The 19,601-nt window shown below is 62.4% G+C and carries 18 protein-coding genes; 12 read left to right on the top strand and 6 right to left on the bottom strand.

Annotated elements, in window-relative coordinates; all coding sequences use genetic code 11:
* Positions 1–34: 34 nt before the first annotated feature.
* The 9 genes from IPI01_10235 to IPI01_10195 are packed head-to-tail and all read left to right on the top strand — an operon-like array spanning position 35 to position 10,405.
* Positions 35–1,204 (top strand): acyl-CoA dehydrogenase family protein, encoded by a 1,170-nt coding sequence (locus IPI01_10235; GenBank protein MBK7258164.1) that lies wholly within the window; start codon positions 35–37, stop codon positions 1,202–1,204.
* 38 nt (positions 1,205–1,242) lie between these two features.
* Positions 1,243–2,712 carry an IMP dehydrogenase gene (gene guaB, locus IPI01_10230; GenBank protein ID MBK7258163.1) on the top strand — a complete coding sequence of 490 codons (1,470 nt, stop codon included), beginning with the start codon at positions 1,243–1,245 and terminating at the stop codon, positions 2,710–2,712.
* An 8-nt stretch (positions 2,713–2,720) separates the two neighbouring features.
* Entirely contained in the window at positions 2,721–3,797 is a 1,077-nt protein-coding gene (locus tag IPI01_10225; GenBank protein ID MBK7258162.1) for an aminopeptidase P family protein, read from the top strand.
* A 1-nt stretch (position 3,798) separates the two neighbouring features.
* Entirely contained in the window at positions 3,799–5,094 is a 1,296-nt protein-coding gene (locus IPI01_10220; GenBank protein MBK7258161.1) for a glycosyltransferase, read from the top strand.
* 1 nt (position 5,095) lies between these two features.
* Positions 5,096–6,397, top strand: a complete 1,302-nt coding sequence (purD, locus tag IPI01_10215) for a phosphoribosylamine--glycine ligase (GenBank protein ID MBK7258160.1) — start codon at positions 5,096–5,098, stop codon at positions 6,395–6,397.
* Positions 6,398–6,410: 13 nt separating this feature from the next.
* Positions 6,411–7,355: an NAD-dependent epimerase/dehydratase family protein gene (locus IPI01_10210; protein ID MBK7258159.1), complete on the top strand. Its 945-nt coding sequence runs from the start codon at positions 6,411–6,413 to the stop codon at positions 7,353–7,355.
* A complete protein-coding gene (gene meaB / locus IPI01_10205) occupies positions 7,339–8,286 on the top strand; it encodes a methylmalonyl Co-A mutase-associated GTPase MeaB (protein ID MBK7258158.1) in 948 nt (315 codons plus the stop codon). The genes IPI01_10210 and meaB overlap by 17 nt, the downstream gene beginning before the upstream one ends.
* 23 nt (positions 8,287–8,309) lie before the next feature.
* Positions 8,310–9,071, top strand: a complete 762-nt coding sequence (locus tag IPI01_10200; GenBank protein MBK7258157.1) for a hypothetical protein — start codon at positions 8,310–8,312, stop codon at positions 9,069–9,071.
* A gap of 2 nt (positions 9,072–9,073) precedes the next feature.
* Positions 9,074–10,405 carry a sigma-54-dependent Fis family transcriptional regulator gene (locus IPI01_10195; GenBank protein ID MBK7258156.1) on the top strand — a complete coding sequence of 444 codons (1,332 nt, stop codon included), beginning with the start codon at positions 9,074–9,076 and terminating at the stop codon, positions 10,403–10,405.
* Position 10,406: 1 nt separating this feature from the next.
* Here IPI01_10195 and rlmB read toward each other — a convergent pair whose 3' ends face one another.
* From rlmB to larB, 6 genes are all read right to left on the bottom strand, one after another.
* Entirely contained in the window at positions 10,407–11,144 is a 738-nt protein-coding gene (gene rlmB / locus IPI01_10190; GenBank protein MBK7258155.1) for a 23S rRNA (guanosine(2251)-2'-O)-methyltransferase RlmB, read from the bottom strand.
* A gap of 27 nt (positions 11,145–11,171) precedes the next feature.
* Positions 11,172–12,062: a prolipoprotein diacylglyceryl transferase gene (locus IPI01_10185; protein MBK7258154.1), complete on the bottom strand. Its 891-nt coding sequence runs from the start codon at positions 12,060–12,062 to the stop codon at positions 11,172–11,174.
* A gap of 2 nt (positions 12,063–12,064) precedes the next feature.
* The gene (locus tag IPI01_10180; GenBank protein ID MBK7258153.1) at positions 12,065–12,493 is read right to left on the bottom strand and encodes a hypothetical protein; all 429 of its coding nucleotides are present in this window, start codon (positions 12,491–12,493) and stop codon (positions 12,065–12,067) included.
* 6 nt (positions 12,494–12,499) lie between these two features.
* Entirely contained in the window at positions 12,500–12,970 is a 471-nt protein-coding gene (locus tag IPI01_10175; protein MBK7258152.1) for a PTS sugar transporter subunit IIA, read from the bottom strand.
* Between the two features lie 15 nt (positions 12,971–12,985).
* The gene (locus IPI01_10170) at positions 12,986–15,499 is read right to left on the bottom strand and encodes an NTP transferase domain-containing protein (protein ID MBK7258151.1); all 2,514 of its coding nucleotides are present in this window, start codon (positions 15,497–15,499) and stop codon (positions 12,986–12,988) included.
* Positions 15,500–15,588: 89 nt separating this feature from the next.
* Positions 15,589–16,362, bottom strand: a complete 774-nt coding sequence (larB, locus tag IPI01_10165) for a nickel pincer cofactor biosynthesis protein LarB (protein ID MBK7258150.1) — start codon at positions 16,360–16,362, stop codon at positions 15,589–15,591.
* A 115-nt stretch (positions 16,363–16,477) separates the two neighbouring features.
* Between larB and IPI01_10160 the strand changes: the two genes are divergently transcribed.
* Genes IPI01_10160 through IPI01_10150 form a run of 3 tightly spaced genes read left to right on the top strand, consistent with a single transcriptional unit; the run spans position 16,478 to position 19,595 of the window.
* Complete coding sequence (locus IPI01_10160; protein ID MBK7258149.1) at positions 16,478–17,095, top strand: glycerol-3-phosphate acyltransferase; 618 nt, start codon at positions 16,478–16,480, stop codon at positions 17,093–17,095.
* Entirely contained in the window at positions 17,092–18,303 is a 1,212-nt protein-coding gene (locus IPI01_10155) for a trypsin-like peptidase domain-containing protein (protein ID MBK7258148.1), read from the top strand. The genes IPI01_10160 and IPI01_10155 overlap by 4 nt, the downstream gene beginning before the upstream one ends.
* Positions 18,300–19,595 (top strand): adenylosuccinate lyase, encoded by a 1,296-nt coding sequence (locus tag IPI01_10150; GenBank protein MBK7258147.1) that lies wholly within the window; start codon positions 18,300–18,302, stop codon positions 19,593–19,595. The genes IPI01_10155 and IPI01_10150 overlap by 4 nt, the downstream gene beginning before the upstream one ends.
* Positions 19,596–19,601 lie beyond the last annotated feature (6 nt).

The following is a 19,601-nucleotide window of genomic DNA, read 5'->3' as shown; positions in this document are numbered from 1 at the left end:
TTTGTCTACTTCTCACCTCACTGCAGACACGCTGATGGCCAAATTCCAGGGTGTAGACTACCTGAACACTGATGTACTGCTTGCCGACGACGAGATCCTCGTCCGCAATACCGTACGCGAATTCGTGGACGACCAGGTCCTCCCGGTGATCGAGCATCACTACCGGGCGGGCACGTTCCCGTCAGCGCTCGTCGGAAAGATGGCGGACCTCGGACTCTTCGGCGCAACGCTCCCGGAAGAATATGGCTGCGCCGGGATGAACAATGTGGCCTATGGCCTTGCGATGCAGGAGTTGGAACGGGGCGACAGCGCCATCCGGAGCTTCGCATCGGTCCAGAGCGCCCTCGTCATGTACCCGATCTTTGCCTACGGCTCCGAAGAGCAGAAGAAACACTGGCTCCCGTTGCTCGCCAGCGGCAAGCGCATCGGCTGCTTCGGCCTCACGGAACCCGACTACGGCTCGAACCCCGGCGGCATGATCACGCGCGCTGAAAAGGTAGCTGACGGCTACCGGTTGAATGGCGCGAAGATGTGGATCACGAATGGCACGGTGGCCGACGTTGCCGTGGTCTGGGCGAAGCTCGATGGCGTCGTGCGGGGCTTCCTCGTGGAGAAGGGAACGAAGGGGTTCTCCGCTCCCGAGATGAAAGGGAAGCACTCCCTCCGCGCATCCGTCACCTCCGAACTGGTCTTCGAAGATGTGGTCATCCCGGCGGACAACATCCTTCCGAACGGCAGCGGCCTCCGCCTCCCGCTCGGCTGTCTCTCGCAGGCACGGTATGGGATCGCCTGGGGCGCGATCGGTGCGGCGATGGCATGCTATCATTCTGCGCTGACCTACGCGCAGAGCCGCGTGCAGTTCAGCAAGCCCATCGCGGGATATCAGCTCACACAGGCGAAGCTCGTGGAGATGCTGAACGAGATCACCAAGGCCCAGTTGCTTTGTGTGCAGCTCGGCAGGCTGAAGGATGCGGGGACGGTCCGCTTCCAGCAGATCTCCCTCGCGAAACGGAACAATGTCTACCATGCCCTGCAGATCGCCCGCGAAGCGCGGTCGATCCTCGGAGCGAACGGGATCCTCGATGAGTATCCCGTGATGCGCCATGCCGCGAACCTCGAATCGGTGATCACGTACGAGGGGACCCACGAGATGCATACGCTCATCGTCGGGGAGGATATCACCGGCATGGCCGCGTTCACGTAAGCGCCACCCACACCCAGCGTAGCTGAAAGGGAGTCCCTGTGCCTGCACGCAAGATCCTCGGCGAAGCACTGACCTACGATGACGTCCTCCTGGTTCCCGGGCGATCGTCCGTCCTTCCCCGCGAGGTCGATGTCCGCTCCCGCCTCACCCCCACCATCACGCTGAATATCCCCCTCCTGAGCGCGGCGATGGATACCGTCACCGAATCCGACATGGCGATCGCGATGGCCCGCGAAGGTGGCATCGGCATCCTCCACAAGAACATGTCCATCGCCCGGCAGGCGGAGGAAGTGGACCGGGTGAAGCGCTCCGAAAGCGGCATGATCATGAACCCGGTCACCGTCCGCGCCGACCAGCGCGTACGCGATGTGCTGGTCCTGATGGCACGCTACAAGATCTCCGGCATCCCGGTGGTGGACGAGAATCTGCGGCTGATCGGCATCATCACCAACCGCGACCTCCGGTTCGAACTGGACGAGGGGCAGAAGGTCTCCGCCGTGATGACGAAGGAGAACCTGATCACCGCACCGGTCGGCACGAAACTTGAACAGGCGAAGCACATCCTGCTCAAGCACAAGATCGAGAAGCTGCCGGTGGTGGACCGCCACGGGGTTCTCAAGGGGCTCATCACCTACAAGGATATCCAGAAGAAGATCAAGCACCCGAACGCCTGCAAGGACGGGCTCGGCCGTTTGCGTACCGGAGCCGCGGTGGGGGTGAGTGCCGATACGCTCGAGCGCGTCGCGGCGCTTGTGAAGTCGAACGTGGACGTGATCATCGTCGATACGGCGCACGGCCATTCGCGTGGCGTGATGGAGACCGTGAAGGCGATCCGCAAGCGCTTTCCCGATCTCGAACTGATCGCCGGGAATGTGGGAACCGCCGAGGCGACGCGCGACCTTATCCGCGCCGGCGCCGATGCGATCAAAGTAGGCATCGGGCCGGGGTCGATCTGCACGACGCGCGTCGTTGCCGGCATCGGGGTTCCGCAGATCACGGCCATCATGGATTGCGCAAAGGCGGCGGCAAAGACCCGCACGCCCATCATCGCCGATGGCGGCATCAAGCAGACCGGCGACATTCCGAAGGCGATCGCGGCCGGTGCGGATGCGGTCATGATCGGCGGCCTCTTCGCGGGTGTGGAAGAAAGCCCGGGCGAAAAGATGCTGTATGAAGGGCGCAGCTTCAAACTGTACCGCGGTATGGGCTCGATCGAAGCGATGAAGGCCGGGAGCAAGGACCGGTACTTCCAGGATATGGAGGACGACATCCAGAAGCTCGTTCCCGAAGGGATCGAAGGGCGCGTGCCGTACAAAGGCCCTCTCGGAGAAACGGTCTACCAGATGATCGGCGGCCTCCGCGCTGCCATGGGGTATTGTGGCGCAGGGACGGTGCGCGAGCTCCAGAAGAAGGGGACCTTCGTCAAGATGAGCGATGCGGGATTGCGGGAGAGCCATCCGCACGACATCATCATCACGAAAGAGGCGCCGAACTATCGGGCGCGCTGAGCTGCCGCATGAGCAGACACGCTGACAGGGTCGCGCGGCTCCGCGCGATCCTCCGGAAGCAACACCTTGACGCGCTGATCGTCACATCGCTGACCCACCTGCAGTATCTCCTCGGGTTCACAGGCTCGCACGGCATCGGCGTCTTCGGCCGGCGTACGGCTGCGTTCATCACCGATTCACGCTATCAGGCCCAGGGGGCGCGGCAGGTGCGTGCCGCCCGGCGGTTCATCACACAACGCCCCCTTCTCGACGCCATCGCCGAACATCACTGCCTGTCCCGGGTCACGACCGTTGGCTTCGAGTCGCACCACATCACGTTCCAACAGTACCGCGTTCTGCGGCGCACCTTCCCGCGGATCACGTTCATCCCCACGACAGGGATCGTTGAACAGTTGCTCTATGTGAAGGATCCCGCGGAACTGGCCGCGCTCCGGGCAGCGATGCGGATCACCGACCAGGTGTTCGAAGAGATCGTCGGGCTCATCCGGCCCGGCATGCGTGAGAAGGATATTGCCGCGGAGATCACCTATCGCCACCGTCTCCATGGGGCCGATGCGGATGCGTTCGAGCCCATCGTTGCGAGCGGCGAACGCGGTTCCCTCCCGCATGCGCGCGCAGGCGACCGGGTCCTGCGGAACGGTGAACTGGTGACCATGGATTTCGGGTGCACGGTGAAGGGATACCATTCCGATCTCACCCGCACGGTGGCACTGGGCCGTACGACGAAGAAGGTGCGCGAGGTCTACGCTGTGGTGCGCGAAGCCCAGGCCGCGGCGCTCGACGCCGCCCATGGCGGCATGGCCGCCCGCGATCTTGATGCTGTCGCGCGGACCGTGATCACGGATGCCGGCTATGGTGAGGCCTTTTCGCATTCCCTCGGCCACGGACTCGGCCTGAACATTCACGAACGTCCGCGCGTTTCCGCCCTGAGCAAGGACACCCTCGTCCCCGGATGTGTGGTGACGGTGGAACCCGGTATCTACCTGCCGGGATGGGGTGGCGTGCGCATCGAAGATGACATACTTCTGACAGCAACAGGGTGCACGGTGCTCACCGCCGCGCCCCGGGACCTACTGGTACTCTGACATGACAACGGAATTCCCGCAACGCCGCGTTCTCGTCATCGCCTACTATTTTCCCCCGATGGGATTGAGCGGCGTGCAACGCACCCTCAAATTCGTGAAGTACCTGCCGCAATTCAACTGGCAGCCGACGGTCCTGACGGTGGAGCCGCGCGGGTACTATGCGTCAGACGAATCCCTCCTCGCCGATCTCGAGGGGCGTGATGTGCGCATCGAGCGCACAAGCGCAGCAGGGCCCGGTCGGTTCGTTTCGAAGAACGCTGAAGTGAAGTTCCCGAAGGAATGGATGAGGAAGATGCTCAGCCGTCTCTCCGATACGTTCTTCATTCCCGACAATAAGATCGGATGGCGGAGGAAAGCCGTGGCGCACGGACTCCGGCTTGCGAAAGAAAAGCCGTTCGACCTGATCTTTGCCACCGCGCCGCCCTTCACGGATTTCCTGATCGGACGGGACCTGAAGCGCGAGCTCAACATCCCGCTGGTGCTGGATTACCGCGATCCCTGGGTGGAGTATCCGTTCAAGTTCTATCCTACGCCACTGCACAAGTATCTCAATGTGCGCGGCGAACGCTCCGCGCTCCGCGCGAGCAGTCACGTGATCACCACGAACCGCCGCGTGAAGGAGCTGATCCTCCGCCGGCACCGGTTCCTCACGTACAACGACGTCGAGATCCTGTCGCAGGGATACGACCCCGAGGACTTCACGCACGCCGCGGCGCTGCCCGGCACCGCCCATCCGCGCCGGGCGCAGGCGATGCGGATCACATACGCCGGCGTCTTCTGGGAAGACCGGAAGCCCGACTACTTTCTCCGCGCCTTGCAGGACCTCTTCAAGGACCGTCCGAAGCTCCGCGGCCGCATCGAAGCCGTCTTCGTCGGGCACTTCCGTGAAGAGAACACGAAGCTTGTGAACAAGCTCGGGCTCCAGGATAGCGTGACACCCCTGGGGTACCTGCCGCACACCGAATGCACGCGCGAGCTCATGTCCTCCGACGCTCTCTGGATGATCGTGGGTGATGACCGGGGCTCACCGGGCAAGGTGTACGAGTACATCGGTGCGCGCAAGCCGGTCCTTGCGTGCGCCCCGGAAGGATTCATCAGTGCGACGGTTGAAGAGGCCGGAGGGTGGGTAGTCCGGCCGGATGACGTCGCAGGGATCCGGAAAGCCATCGAAGACATGTATGCACAATGGGAACATCACACACTCCAGGGTCCGCCGGAGCCGGTGGTGCAGAAGTACAGCCGCGTCGCGCTGACCGGCGCGCTGGTGAAGTCATTTGAAGCACTACGGGAGCCGTGACATGAATGTCCTCGTGATCGGGTCGGGTGGCCGTGAACATGCGCTGGTCTGGGCCCTGCGCAGGGCTCCCGGCGTGCGCCGGATCATCTGTGCACCCGGGAACCCGGGCATCGAAGACCTGGCCGAGGTGGTGCCGGTGCGCGTCGATGACATCGCCGAGTTGAAGGCCCTGGCAGAGCGCGAGCGCGTCGACCTCACCATTGTGGGCCCCGAGGTCCCGCTTGCACGCGGCATCGTGGACCGGTTCCGGCTGGATGGCCTCGCGATCTTTGGCCCCACGCAAGGTGCGGCGGAGCTCGAGTGGAGCAAGGCATTCGCAAAAGCGTTCATGGACCGCCATGCGATACCCACCGCGCGGCACGTGGTGGTCTCGCATCAGGACCGTGAGCACGCGCGACGTACACTGGAGTCATTCACGTTGCCCGTTGTGCTCAAGGCCGACGGCCTGGCCGCGGGGAAAGGCGTGGTGATCTGTACGCGCGAAGAAGATGCTGCAGCGGAACTCGAGACGATGCTGGATGGCACGAGCTTCGGTGCGGCCGGGACGCGTGTGGTGATCGAGGAATTCCTCGAAGGTGAAGAGGCCTCGGTCTTTGCGATCACGGACGGCACATCCTATGTCCTCCTTGCTCCTGCCCAGGACCATAAGAGGGTGCTGGACGGGGATGCCGGCAAGAATACCGGTGGAATGGGTGCGTATGCGCCCGCTCCGGTGGTGACCGCCGACGTGATGCGCACCGTCGAGGAGAAGGTCCTGCGCCCCACGCTCGCCGGCATGGCGGCGGAAGGCCGGCCGTACACCGGATGCCTGTACATCGGGCTGATGCTCACCACGCAGGGTCCGCGCGTGATCGAATACAACTGCCGGTTCGGTGATCCCGAGACGCAGGTGGTCCTTCCGCTCTTCCGTGGCGACCTTGCCCGTCTGCTGTATGAAGCGTCAGCCGGAACGATCGAGCCATCGGCTTTTCCCTCCTGGCGCCCGGATGATCCCGCGACGGCGGCCTGCGTTGTGCTCGCTGCCGGCGGCTACCCGGATCACTATGAGTCGGGCGATCTGATCACAGGCCTCGATGCAGTGAAGGACATGGAGGATGTGGTGGCATTCCATGCCGGCACGCGGCGGACGGGAGAGGGTATCGTGACCGCCGGTGGCCGTGTTCTCGGCGTCACGGCGATGGACCGGTCGGGAGGATTCGCCGCAACTCTCGCACGGTGTTACGACGCAGTCAAACAGATCCATTTCGACCGGATGCACTACCGGCGCGACATCGGTCATCGCGCACTTCGCTCACGACACTAACAGGTACCTGATCATGAAGATCCTCATTACCGGCGGCGCAGGGTTCATCGCTTCGCAGATCGCCGAGGCCTATCTGGCGGCAGGACACGCGGTCACGATCGTCGATAACCTCTCGACCGGGCGGAAGGTGAACATCCCCCGGGAGGCCACATTCGTGGAAGCCGACATCCGCGATGCGGCGGCCATGAACAAGCTCTTCTCGTCCACCTCCTTCGATCTCATGAGCCATCACGCGGCGCAGATGGACGTCCGGAAATCGGTCGCCGATCCTGTCTACGATGCATCGGTCAATGTCCTGGGTGTCCTCACCCTTCTCCAGGAATGCGTCCGCACCGGCGTGAAGCATGTGGTGTTCGCCTCCAGCGGCGGCGCGATCTATGGTGAACAGGACTTCTTTCCGGCGGACGAGACACACCCCACGCGGCCCATCTCGCCGTACGGGGTCGCGAAGCTGACCACCGAACAGTACCTCTTCTATTACTACGCGGTCTTCGGACTGAACGCCGTCTGCCTGCGCTACGCGAACATCTATGGCCCCCGGCAGAACCCTGAAGGGGAGGCGGGGGTCGTGGCGATCTTCGCCAACCGCATGTTCGCAGGCCAGGAACCGGTGATCAACGGCGAAGGGAAGCAGACGCGCGACTACGTGTTCGTCGGCGACGTCGTGCGCGCCAATGTGGCCGCCGTCGGCAAGACCGGCTTCCATATCTACAATGTCGGCACGGGGCGCGAGACCGATGTGAATCATCTCTTCCGCGTGATCCGCGACGCTGTGGGCAGCACCTGCCCCGAGCAGCACGGTGAGGCGAAAAAGGGCGAGCAGCTCCGCAGTGTGCTGTCGCATGAGCGCATCAAGAAGGAACTCGGCTGGACCCCCTCCGTGACGCTCGAAGAAGGCCTTGCCCGCACAGTGGACCATTTCCGGAACGCATTGAAGGCCGGTGGCCCGGCGCGCTGACACAGCCGGCATCCTCGCAGGGAACCGGATCAGCATCGCGCGGGCCATCTCGCTCGTGGAGAACGATGACCCGGAAGGTGAACCGTTGCTCCGGATCCTCTTTCCCCACACCGGTACGGCGTGCCGGATCGGTATCACCGGTCCGCCCGGTGCAGGCAAGAGCACGCTGACGACGAGGCTGGCGGCGGCGTACCGGCGCGAAGGAAAACGGATCGGGATCATTGCGGTGGACCCGACGAGCCCGTTCACGGGCGGTGCCGTGCTGGGCGACCGCGTGCGCATGGGCGATGTTGAACTGGATACGGGTGTCTTCATCAGAAGTATGGCATCGCGCGGCAATCCGGGTGGATTGAGCAGAGCCGCGGGAGATGCGGCGGACATCCTGGATGCCTCCGGGATGGATATCATCCTGCTGGAAACGGTCGGGGTAGGGCAATCGGAGCTCGACATCGCACGCGCGGCGGATGTGACCGTCGTGGTCCTCGTCCCTGAATCCGGCGATGCCGTTCAGGCCATGAAGGCCGGGTTGATGGAGATCGCCGACCTCTTCGTCATGAACAAGTCCGACCGCCCCGGTGCGGAGCAGGCGATCCAGGCATTGAGTTCAACACTGATGTTCCGGCAATCCACCCTGCCCCCGCCCGATGTTGTGCGCACCGTTGCCTCTGAAGGGAAAGGTGTGGATGAGGTGGTCGACGCCATCGGCACCTTCCGGGAGCGCATGGAGGCGGAGGGAGGGATGGTCCGCAGACGCCGCGAACGGATGGAGACACGCATCGCAGATATCGTGGTGAGCAGGGTGCGGCGACAGTTGTGGACGCCCGAACGGAGGGCACAGCTGGAGTCATCGGTGGAAGCCGTGCTTCGTGGTGAATGCACTCCCTTTGACGTGGCCCACACGCTCATCGATAGCATCGGGCCGGATTCTTGAGCACTCCCTCACGGTATCGGAGCGTGTCCGCCGGCCGATGGGGGAGTATCCTGCTGGTGGCAGCGGTGTTGCACGTCCGGGCCCATGCGCAGGTGGACTCCCTGGCGGGGGCCGTGCCTGCCTGTCCGGGGATCGCGCCGGTGGAAGAGGTGCATCCGCTTCAGGAAGCCCTTGCGATGTTCCTCCTGCCGAAGGTGTTGCAGGATGGCTATCTCCTCAAAGAGTATGTGGTGAGCGACGAGTACCGTGAGATACGCCGGGCGCGGGGCGACGTTGCCGCCGTGGATGTCCTGTTTCGCCGTGCTCTGCGGATGTCGTGGAACAACCCGTATGCGACCCTGGTGATCGTCACCCTTGCGGTGCTGGATCACCAGAAATTCGGCGTACGGATACCATTCCTCGGCCCGCTGCTCTGGTTCCCGCTGACGTCGGAGTTCCCCGAAGAATTCGCACGGCGGCATGTGGCCCTGCCGCTCCGCCTGTATCCGGACAGCCCGGCCTGGGGCGACCGCGACAAGCTCCAGCATTTTTTCGGTTCGGCACTTGTTGCCGTTCTGACCGGCTCGCACACGACTGTCGACCGTGTAGGTACATTCATTGAGTGGGGCGAGGACAGGTTCATCGTGGAGGGGACGCTGGAGGGACGGGATCTGGAGGCCAATAGCAGGGGCGGGATGTTCGGCCTGGCGTTCCTGCGCGACCGCGCCGTGCTCCCGTCCCTGTACATGCAGACCGCATTGTCCGTCCCGCATATCGATACCATGCAGGTGCACGAGGAAGAATGACCATGAAGACGGTGCTGATCGTTGACGATGAAGCGACCATCCGCGAGACCATCCGGATGACGCTCGAGTATGAGAAGTTCGCCGTGGTGGAAGCGGCCGATGGACCGTCGGCCCTGACGCGCGTCGCGGCGGGTGGCATCGACCTGGTGTTCCTGGACATCAAGATGCCGGGCATGGACGGCATGCGTGTCCTTGATACGCTGAGGTCGGAACACCCTTCGTTGCCGGTGATCATGATCTCGGGGCATGCGACGGTCGATACCGCCGTGGAAGCGCTCAGGCTGGGGGTGTTCGATTTTCTCACCAAGCCGCTCGACCGGGATCATTTGATCATGGTCGCGCGCAATGCGGTCGAGGTGAAGCGCCTGCGCGAGCAGGTGGAAGGCAAGTACCGCATCATCGGCGACACCCCGGTCATGAAGGAGATGCTCGCGCTCATCGAGCGCGTGGCACCCACGGAAGCCCGGGTGCTGGTCACGGGCGAGAACGGTTCCGGGAAGGAACTCGTCGCCCGCGCACTGCACCGCCTCAGCAAGCGGGCGGCCAGGGCACTGATCGAAGTGAACTGTGCGGCCATTCCGAACGAGTTGATCGAATCGGAACTGTTCGGCCACGAGAAGGGTGCGTTCACCGGGGCCACGGGCACGCGTATCGGAAAATTCGAACTTGCGGATGGCGGCACGATCTTTCTGGATGAGATCGGCGACATGAGTCTCACCGCGCAGGCCAAGGTGCTGCGTGCGCTGGAGGAAGGGCACATCGAACGGGTCGGCGGTTCACGCCAGATCAAGGTCGATGTGCGCGTCTTCGCAGCAACGAACAAGAATCTGCCGGAGGCCGTGAGGGCCAGCGCGTTCCGCGAGGACCTCTATCACCGCCTGAACGTGATCCCGATCCGGGTGCCGGCGTTGCGGGAGCGGCGCGAGGATATCCCGCTGCTGGCGGCTTCCTTCGCCGCCGACGTGTGCGCGCAGAACGGCATGGCGCCGAAGCGGTTCACGGATGATGTGCTCCGCACCCTGCAGGGTATGCCGTGGGGTGGCAATGTGCGGGAGCTCCGGAACACGGTGGAACGGCTGGTGATCATGACCCCGGGTGACGAGATCGCGCGTATCGAGGTCTTTCAGGAGGCGGCGCGTGCCGGAGGGATGGTGGAGGATCTCCTGGCGCAGAATCTCACATTTCAGGAATTCAAGGATAAGGCCGAGGCGGCGTTCATCAAGAAGCAGTTGGAAGTGCACGAATGGAATGTGAGCAAGACGGCGGATGCATTGGAGATCCAGCGGAGCCATCTGTACAACAAGATGAAGAAGTTCGGGCTGGAACGGGAGTAGGTCAGCGCCGCTCGCGCTGTCGCACCACTTCGAACATGCCGAGCGCACCGGCCACCGAGGCGTTCAGTGATTCGACCTTCCCGAACAGGGGGATGCGCACGAGATGATCGCAGTGCTCCTTCACGAGCCGGCGGATCCCGCGCCCTTCATTGCCCACCACGAACGCGACCGGGACGGTGTAGTCCACCTGGGCATACGTCTTGTCGCCGTCACCCGCCAACCCTATCACCCAGAACCCTGCCTGCTTGAGTTCCTCGATCGCGTTGACGAGGTTGGTGACCTCGGCGATGGGGAGGTGCTCGGTGGCGCCGGCTGACGCCTTGACGACCGTGGGGTTGATCGGGGCTGCGTGATGCCGGGGGATGATGGCCCCGTGGACGCCCGCGCACTCCGCCGTACGGATGAGTGCACCGAGGTTCTGCGGGTCCTCGATCTGGTCCAGGATAAGAAGGAAACCGGTCTCGCCGCGCTCGCGGATGGCGGTGAGGATATCCTCGAGCTCGGCGGCTTTCTTTTCGGGCGCAAAGGCGATCACGCCCTGGGTGAGGGCTTCGGGTGAGAATTCCCGGAAGTGCTGTTTCTCGGAATCCTGCACGGTGATGCCGCGCTGTTCTGCAAGCCGCCGGATCTCATCGATCGTGCTGCCATGGGTCCCGCGCAGCACCAGGACCTTGTCCAGCGCCCGCCCTGCCCTGAGGGCCTCAAGCACCGGCTTGCGGCCGGTCAGAACATTCGTCATTGCATCCGCGGACCCTGGGTCCGTCCCCTATGCGCGTGAGTGCGGTGTGGCGTGCCGGCGGGCGATGATCACGAATCCTGCCGCGCCAAGGATGAACAGAGCGATGCTGAAGATCTGGGCTTCCGAGAGTCCGATGGCGATGCGTGGTTGGAGTCTCAGGAACTCCACAGCGAAGCGGAACGTGCTGGACAGCATCAGATAGGCCATGAACAACTGGCCCGGGATCAGGTGTCTCTTTTCGATCGCCAGGAGAGCGAAGAATCCTGCCGCGCCCATCAGGAGTTCATAGATCGGCGTGGGATGCAGCGGTGTCCGTGCATCGAACTCCGTGTAGAGATGACCCATCCTGTCCCTGCCTGCGATCATGACGCGGAGGGAATCGTAGTGCCATTCCGCGCGTGCGGCAGGCTCCCGACGGAAATACTCCTCAAGCATCATGGTCGGCTTGGCCGTCCCCTGGGCGTAGATGGTTCCCCACGGCAGTGACGTCGGCCGTCCGTAGTCGCCGTCGCCCGACAGATGGCATCCGACCCGCCCGACGCCATACGCCAGGATCAGCGCGATGCCAAGGCAGTCCCACACTTTCATGAACGGGACCTTCTTCCAGCGGATATAGAGGGACACGGCGAGCAACGCGAGGAGGAACCCGCCGTACCAGGTGAGTCCGCCCGCCGAGAAGGTCATGCCTGCAGGATCCGCTTTGAATGCTTCGAACTCCTCCAGGAGATAGAGGAGCTTTGCTCCGGCGATGCCGAAGACCACGGCGAAGATCGTGACGGTATTCGCGATGCCGGGATCGAGCCCGCGGCGTTTCAATGCGCGCGCCATGATGGCGCTGCCCAGGAGGAATGCGATGCCGAGCATGAGCCCGTAGCTGTAGACCCGGAGCGGGCCGAATTCAAAGAGAACGGGGATCATGATCAGAATTCCCTGTTATGCCATTGTGAAAGATCGGTGGTGATGGTCGCGAAGGATGCCCGCGGCTTCTTTGCCAGGGCCACGCTGCCGGGGGCGATCTGCAGCGCGAATGCCGTGCTCCTGCCGTCGATCCCCTGGATCGTCACCTCGAGCGGGCCGTTGAACTCTTCATACTCCTGCGAAAAGCGGGCTGGGCCGGCCGAAGGGAGGCTGAGTTGTGGCGTGCGGAACCCCAGCACGGTCAGGTGCAGTGACGACCGCGAGGCGTCCGCTTTGACCGAGAGTTCATACCTGAACGTGGCGAACGCTTTGGTGGTCTCCAGGACAACGAGGGTTGTAGGGCGTTGGGTCCGCTCGGAAACCCGGGGGACCACCAGCAGGCGATATTCCGGATCGGTCCGGGTCTTTGTCGACTTCGTGCTCGGCATCATTCCTCCTTACAGCTCGAAATAGGAGGCCTCCTCCTGCCGGAAGAGATCGATGATCTCCTTGGGGGACGATACCAGAAGGAGACGCTTGCGGAACTCCTCCTTGTTCATGAGCCGGGAGATGCGGCTCAGCAGTTTGATGTGCGGGCCGACCAGGTTGTCCTTCCCGACGAGCAGGAATACGAGGCGGACCGGCTTCTCGTCGAGGGAGTCGTAGTCGATCTCTTCCTCGGTGACGGCGAATGCGGCGACGATCTCCGAGACGGCATCGGTCTTGCCGTGGGGGATGGCGAATCCATTCCCCACACCCGTGGACATGATGCGTTCGCGTTCCAGGATGGCGGACCGGACCTTCTCCTTATCGAGCACCTTCGGCGACAGGGCGACCAGGTCCACCATGGCGTCGATGATATCGTTCTTGGACGACCCTGTGAGCCCGGCGACGACGAGGTCCTCGGTCAGAATATCACTGATCTTCATCTCGTGGCAATTCTCCTATGGTTCATCACGCCAGATGATCACTTTCTTTTCATAGTCCAGGGCGAGGCGGTCGGCGGACTGCTGATCGCGTGCTTCCGCGCTCACATGGAAGAGCGGCCGTTCTTTATCCGGGATCATGAGCACGGAGATGCCCTTCGACCCCTCCGGCATGTACACTTTCACGCCATCCACCAGTTCGCGGCGCATGGTGTCGGTGTCGGCCATGATGTGCCGCATCACCTTTCCCTTGTGCTCCCAGGAGCAGTTCACCGTACGCCGCGCCAGATACAATCGCGGGATCTCCGTATCGAACTCACCCAGACGCTTGTCCGCATGCGCCATCATTTCGAGCAGCTTTGCAAGAGAGTACATCGCATCGGTGGCGAAGAAGAAGTCCGTGAAGATGAACCCGCCTTTGGTGCCGCCAATGAACCGGATGCTCTTGTTCGCCGCGGCTTCCATCATCGCCAGGTGGCTGTTGCGGGTCTTGACGACCTTCACCTTGTGGCGTTCGGCAAGGAGATCGATCTCGCCGCTGGAAGTGATGGGCACGGCGATGGAATCCACATCCTTGTGCGTCTGCAGGAACATGTCCGTGACGACGGTCAGGAGGCGGTCGCTGTCGAATGCATCGCCGTTCTCGTTCACGAGGAACAGGCGCTCCCCGCCGCCGTCGATCAGGATGCCCATATCGTATTTCAGCGACGTCACGATGTGCGAGAGCTGCTTCATCGAGTAGTCGAACTCGTACTTGTCCCGCGTCAGCTTCCGCGGGTCGAGGTGCGCGTTGAGGGCCACCACCTGGCAATCGAACGACCCGAGGATGATCGGGAAGATCGTGGAGGCGACGCCGTTGGAGTAGTCGATGACCAGCTTGAACTTCTTCTTGCCGATCGCCTCGATGTCGAGGGAGGACAGGAACTTCTCCTTGTATGCCTCGGTGGTGCGTTCCGGGAAGGAGATGCCCCCGACCTTCTCGCGCGGCGCGCGGGCGAAGTCCTCGCCGAAGAAGAGGCGTTCCACGCTCTTTGTCTTGGAGGTGGGGAGGTCCTTGCCGTTGGCATCGAAGAAGATGATGTCCGTCAGGTTCTTGTCGGTCGGGTTGCGGCGGACGTGGATACCGCCGGCCTCCTTGCCGCTGCTCAGTTCGTGGCGGAGCAGGGGGATGGAGATCGCCCGGAGATCGAAGGTGTTCACCCCGGCGGACACGAGGCCGCAGAGGATCGCGCGGTTCATCATGCGCGACACATTGTCGGAATCGCGGCAGGTCACGACGGTCTTGCCCGCGCCGATGAAGGCCCCGTAGGCCGCGCCCAGTTTCGCGCCGAATTCGGGGTTCATCTCGATATTGGACAGGCCGGTGACGCGCGAATCGGTGAAGAGCTCGCGCAGCCATTTGTCCTCCCACACGAGGCTGCGTGTGAGGACGGCGCCTTCCTCGACGACCTTCTCCGGCCAGAGTTTGATGTTCGCGCTCAGCCGGGCCCCGCGCCCGATCCAGCAGCCGTCGCCGATGAATACGTTCTCCGCGATGACCGCCTTCTCGCCGATGGAGCATTTGGAGCCGATCACATCCGACGAGAGCTCGGAATTATGTCCGACCACCACATCGCTCCAGATCACCGAGTTGGTGATGATGGACCCCGGCCCGATCACACTGTTGTCGCCGATGATCGAGTTCGAGATCTTCGACCCCTCGCCGATCGTGCAGTTCTTTCCTACGATCACGCGGCCCGAAAGATGGACGCCGGCGAGGTCGATCCGCGTGCCTTCGCCGATCGAGGCATTGCCCGATCGCAGGCCGTCGATGTCCACGTCGACGGTCCCTGCCAGGACGTCCATGTGGGCATCCTGATACTCGTTCAGGTTACCGATGTCGCGCCAGTACCCGTCCGTGGTGAACCCGTAGAGACCCAGGTCCTCCTGCCGCAGCATGAGCGGGAAGAGGTCCTTGCTGAAATCGAAATCCTGGCGGTAGGGGATCTTCTCCAGGATGTCCGGCTCGATGATGTAGATGCCGGTATTGATCGTGTCGCTGAAGACTTCGCCCCACGAGGGCTTCTCGAGGAAGCGTGTGATCTTGCCATCCTCGCCCGTGATGACCACGCCGAACTGCAGTGGGTTCTTCGCGTGGGTCAGGACGATCGTGGCTTTGGCATTCTTGGCTTCGTGGTAGCGGAGGGCGGCGGTCAGGTCGAAGTCGGTGAGCACGTCACCACTGATGATCAGGATGCGTTCGTTCATCCCTTTCGTGGCGTTGCGGACGCTTCCCGCTGTGCCGTAATCCGCATCGGCCCTGACGTATTGCATCTTGACACCCATCGACGATCCGTCCCCGAAGTGACCGGTGATCGCCTCGGGAGAATAGAAGAGGGTGGCAATGATGTCGTTGAGCCCGTGCTTTTTCAGCAAGGCAACAATGTGGGCCATCATGGGTTTATTCATGAGTGGCACCATGGGTTTGGGCGTGTTGCAGGTGAGCGGGCGCAACCGTGTCCCGAACCCACCAGCCATGATTACGGCTTTCATAGTGTGGTCAGGTGCTGAGGGCGGAAGAGATGATTAGGATGTGAACTATTCAATATAGACAACGACCGTGTTGAATTCAAGAGAACCGTTCACCGGCTGTGACGATGGTCACCGGCGGAACGGTTCATGAGTGAGGCCGCATACCCCGCGCCGAAACCGTTGTCGATGTTCACAACGGTGACGCCGGATGCGCACGAGTTGAGCATGCCCAGAAGCGCTGAAACACCACGGAAATTGGCGCCGTACCCGACCGAGGTCGGCACGGCGATCACCGGCACATCCACCATGCCGCCGACCACGCTGGCGAGTGCGCCTTCCATCCCAGCGACCACGATGATGACCGTGGCCTGACGGAGTTTCTGACTCTGCATCAGGATCCTGTGGATCCCTGCCACCCCAACATCGAACAACGTGGCAACGTCATTCCCCATCACCGTGGCGGTCACGACCGCCTCCGCTGCCACCGGGATGTCGGATGTCCCCGCGGTCACCACCAGAATGGTACCGCGCCCCTGATGGACGATCTTCGTCTCATTGCCTGAAATCGTCCGCGCTTCCGCGTTGTAGCGGGCGCCGCGAATGATCTTCTTCACGGCGTTGAAGTGCGCCTGCGATGCACGCGTTGCAAGGAGCACACTGCCCCGGCGTACGATCGCGCGCGCGATCTCTGCTACCTGCCGGGGCGTCTTCCCTTCACTGAAGATCACTTCCGGGAAACCCTGACGCATCTCCCGGTGATGGTCCACTGTGGCGAAGCCCAATGACTCATACATGCGGGAGGACAGCTGCTGCAGGAGCTCTTCCTCGGAGAGTGCCCCGCTCTTGAAGCGGGTGAAAAGTTGGTGGAGCCTGGGGTCGGTCATCTTGCCCAATATACCTCATTCGTGCAGGAATATCAAGAAAACCACCGCCGTTGACTCTCCAGGCCGTTTTTTGTACCTTTGAGTATAAACGCGCTTTCTACGTCATCGGGACATTGTGGAACTGATCCTTCTTGCCGCACTGACCGGCTATCTTCTGGGTTCCATCCCGACCGCCTTCATCCTGGTTCGTTGGCAATCCCGTATCGATCTTCGGGCCGCAGGAAGCGGAAACGTAGGAGCGCTCAATAGTTTTGAGGTCACCCGGTCCCGCGCCGTCGGCGTGAGCGTGCTGGTCCTCGATCTCCTGAAGGGCGTCCTCGCCGTCTACGCTGTTCGCTCCTTCGGAGGCGAGTGGCCCTTGACCGGGATGATCTCCGCATTATCGGCGGTTCTGGGTCATAATTACCCGTTCTGGTTGAAGTTCAAAGGTGGAAGAGGCCTCGCGACTGCCGCGGGAGCCGCATTGGTCCTGCTCTGGGGATTCGTGCCGCTCTGGTGTCTGGTGTGGGCCCTTGCCTTTGCCATGCTCCGGAGTGTCAACCCGGCCAGTGCTGTGGCAAGCATCGTGAGTCCGGTGGTCGTGTTCCTGTGGCCCGGAGTTCTGCCCGGCATCCTGGACCCGCGGGCGGCTCCCTGGTTCATCGTCCTGTTGATGATCCTGATCCTGTCCCGGCTCATCGGACCGGTCCGTGAGTTCATTCTGGAACAACGTGCACAGAGGAGAGACGTATGATCGCGCGTGTGGTTGGGTTGCTGCTTCTTGTTCTTGCAACGTCCGTCGGCGGGGGTGTCATCGGCTACAGCCTCGGCAAAAGTGCCGTCGCTGAACCGGATCCCGCGCAACCATCGCATGGCCCGGATGCTGCCTTTGACCATGCGTTCGCCATCGGATCGACACCTGAAGGACGTGATTCGGTCGCCGAGTCACTCGGGACCGGCCGCCGCAATGCCATCACCCGCGCCGTCGCCGCCGCAAGTCCCGCCGTTGTGGGCATCAATGTCGTCGAACTCCGCCAGTACCGCCAGGTCTCTCCCTGGGGCGACGATCCGTTCTTCCGCCAGTTCTTCGGCGATCGCACGTATACGCAGCAGGTGCAGGGGCTCGGCTCCGGGTTCATCATCTCTCCGGATGGGTACATTCTCACGAACGATCACGTTGCGGGCAATGCGAAAGAGATCACCGTCACCATGACCAGCGGCAAGCAGTACAAAGCCCGGCTCGTGGGTACGGACCTGATCTCCGACATCGCACTCCTCAAGATCGACGGCACGGGCCTTCCGTTCGTCCGCCTCGGTGGGTCGGATGATGTGATCATCGGTGAATGGGTGATCGCTCTCGGCAATCCGTTCGGGCTGTTCGACATCAACGACAAGCCGACCGTGACCGTGGGCGTCGTGAGCAATACCGGCATGAAGGTGGAGTCGGGCGAAGGGCGCGTCTACCGCGACATGATCCAGACCGATGCCGCCATCAATTCGGGGAACAGCGGTGGCCCGCTCCTGAATGCGACGGGAGAGGTGATCGGTGTGAACTCCGTCATTTATACGCCGAACCAGGGGAATGTGGGCCTCGGGTTCGCCATCCCGATCAACCGGGTGAAGACGATCGTCGCGGAGCTCCGCAAGAGCGGCAAGATCGAACGGAATTTCTGGACCGGCCTGCAGATCCAGGCGGTCGACCGCCGGATCGCCCGCTACTTCGGGCTCGACAAGGTGCAGGGTGTGATCGTCAGTGACGTGAAACGTTCCAGCCCCGCAGAACGTGCGGGGATGCGTGAGGGTGACATCATCATCGAAGCCAACGGCGAGAAGGTGAACGATGAGTCCTCGCTGATCGCGATCGTGGATGAAGCCCGGACCGGCGAGACCCTGAAATTGAAAGTGATCCGTGACCGCCATGAAATGACCGTTTCCCTTCGTCTGGAGAAGCAGCCCGAATGATCAGCCGCTATACACGTCCCGCCATGGGAGCCATCTGGGAGGATGAGAACCGCTACCGGATCTGGCTCGAGATCGAGGTCCTTGCCTGTGAAGCCCAGGCCCGGCAGGGAGTGATCCCTGCCGAGGCCGTTGCCGTCATCCGCTCGAAGGCCAACTTCGACGTGAAGCGTATCGAAGCGATCGAAGAAGAGGTGCGGCACGATGTGATCGCGTTCCTGACGAACGTCGGGGAGTATGTCGGCCCCGAAGCCCGCTTCATCCATCTGGGCATGACGTCGTCGGATGTGCTCGATACCGCCCTGGCCGTACAGATGAAGCAGTCCGGGGAGATGCTCCTGGAAGCCCTGGAGAAACTCGCGGCCGTGCTCGCGCGCCGTGCGAAGGAGTTCAAGACGACCATCACCGTGGGGAGGACGCATGGGATCCATGCCGAACCGACCACGTTCGGGTTGAAGCTGGCCTTGTGGTATGCGGAGGCGCAGCGGAACATCGTCCGGATGAAAGGCGCGGTCGAGCGTATCGCCGTGGGGCAGATCTCGGGTGCCGTGGGGACCTTCGAGCATCTGAGTCCGGCGGTGGAAGAATACGTGTGCGCCCACCTCGGCCTTGCGCCGGCTCCGGTGTCGACGCAGGTACTGCAGCGTGACCGCCACGCAGAGTTTATGAATGCCCTTGCGCTCACCGGCGCATCGCTGGAGAAGATCGCCACCGAGATCCGGCACCTCCAGAAGACCGAAGTGCTGGAAGCGGAGGAATATTTCTCCAAGGGGCAGAAGGGATCGTCGGCGATGCCGCACAAGCGGAACCCGATCACCTGCGAGCGCATCGCCGGGCTCGCACGCGTGCTCCGCGGCAATGCCCAGGCAGCAATGGAAAATGTGGCGCTCTGGCATGAGCGCGACATCACCCATTCGTCGGTGGAGCGGGTCGTGATACCTGACAGCTGTATCCTGCTGGATTATATGCTCGCATTGACCATCGATGTGGTGGACCGGCTGCTTGTCTATCCTGAGAATATGCTCACAAACCTCCATAAGACCCACGGCCTCATCTTCTCGCAGTCGGTGCTGCTTGCGCTGACGAAGAAGGGGATGAAGCGCGAGGACGCGTACCGTATCGTGCAGACGTGTGCCATGGATGTGTGGCAGAGCGGGAAGGAATTCAAAGACCTGCTTCTTGCCGAACCGGCCGTGCGGGATGTGCTCGGCGTGGAGGGGGTGGAAGCGCTGTTCGACCTGAACAAGAGCATCAAGAACGTAGATGTGATCTTTGCCCGTGCCGGACTCGCCTAAGCACCA

This window comes from Ignavibacteriota bacterium (assembly GCA_016707525.1).
Classification (GTDB): Bacteria; Bacteroidota; Ignavibacteria; order UBA10030; family UBA6906; genus JAGDMK01.
Note: the sequence above shows the minus strand (reverse complement) of the source record. Positions and strands in the feature narration are given on the sequence as shown.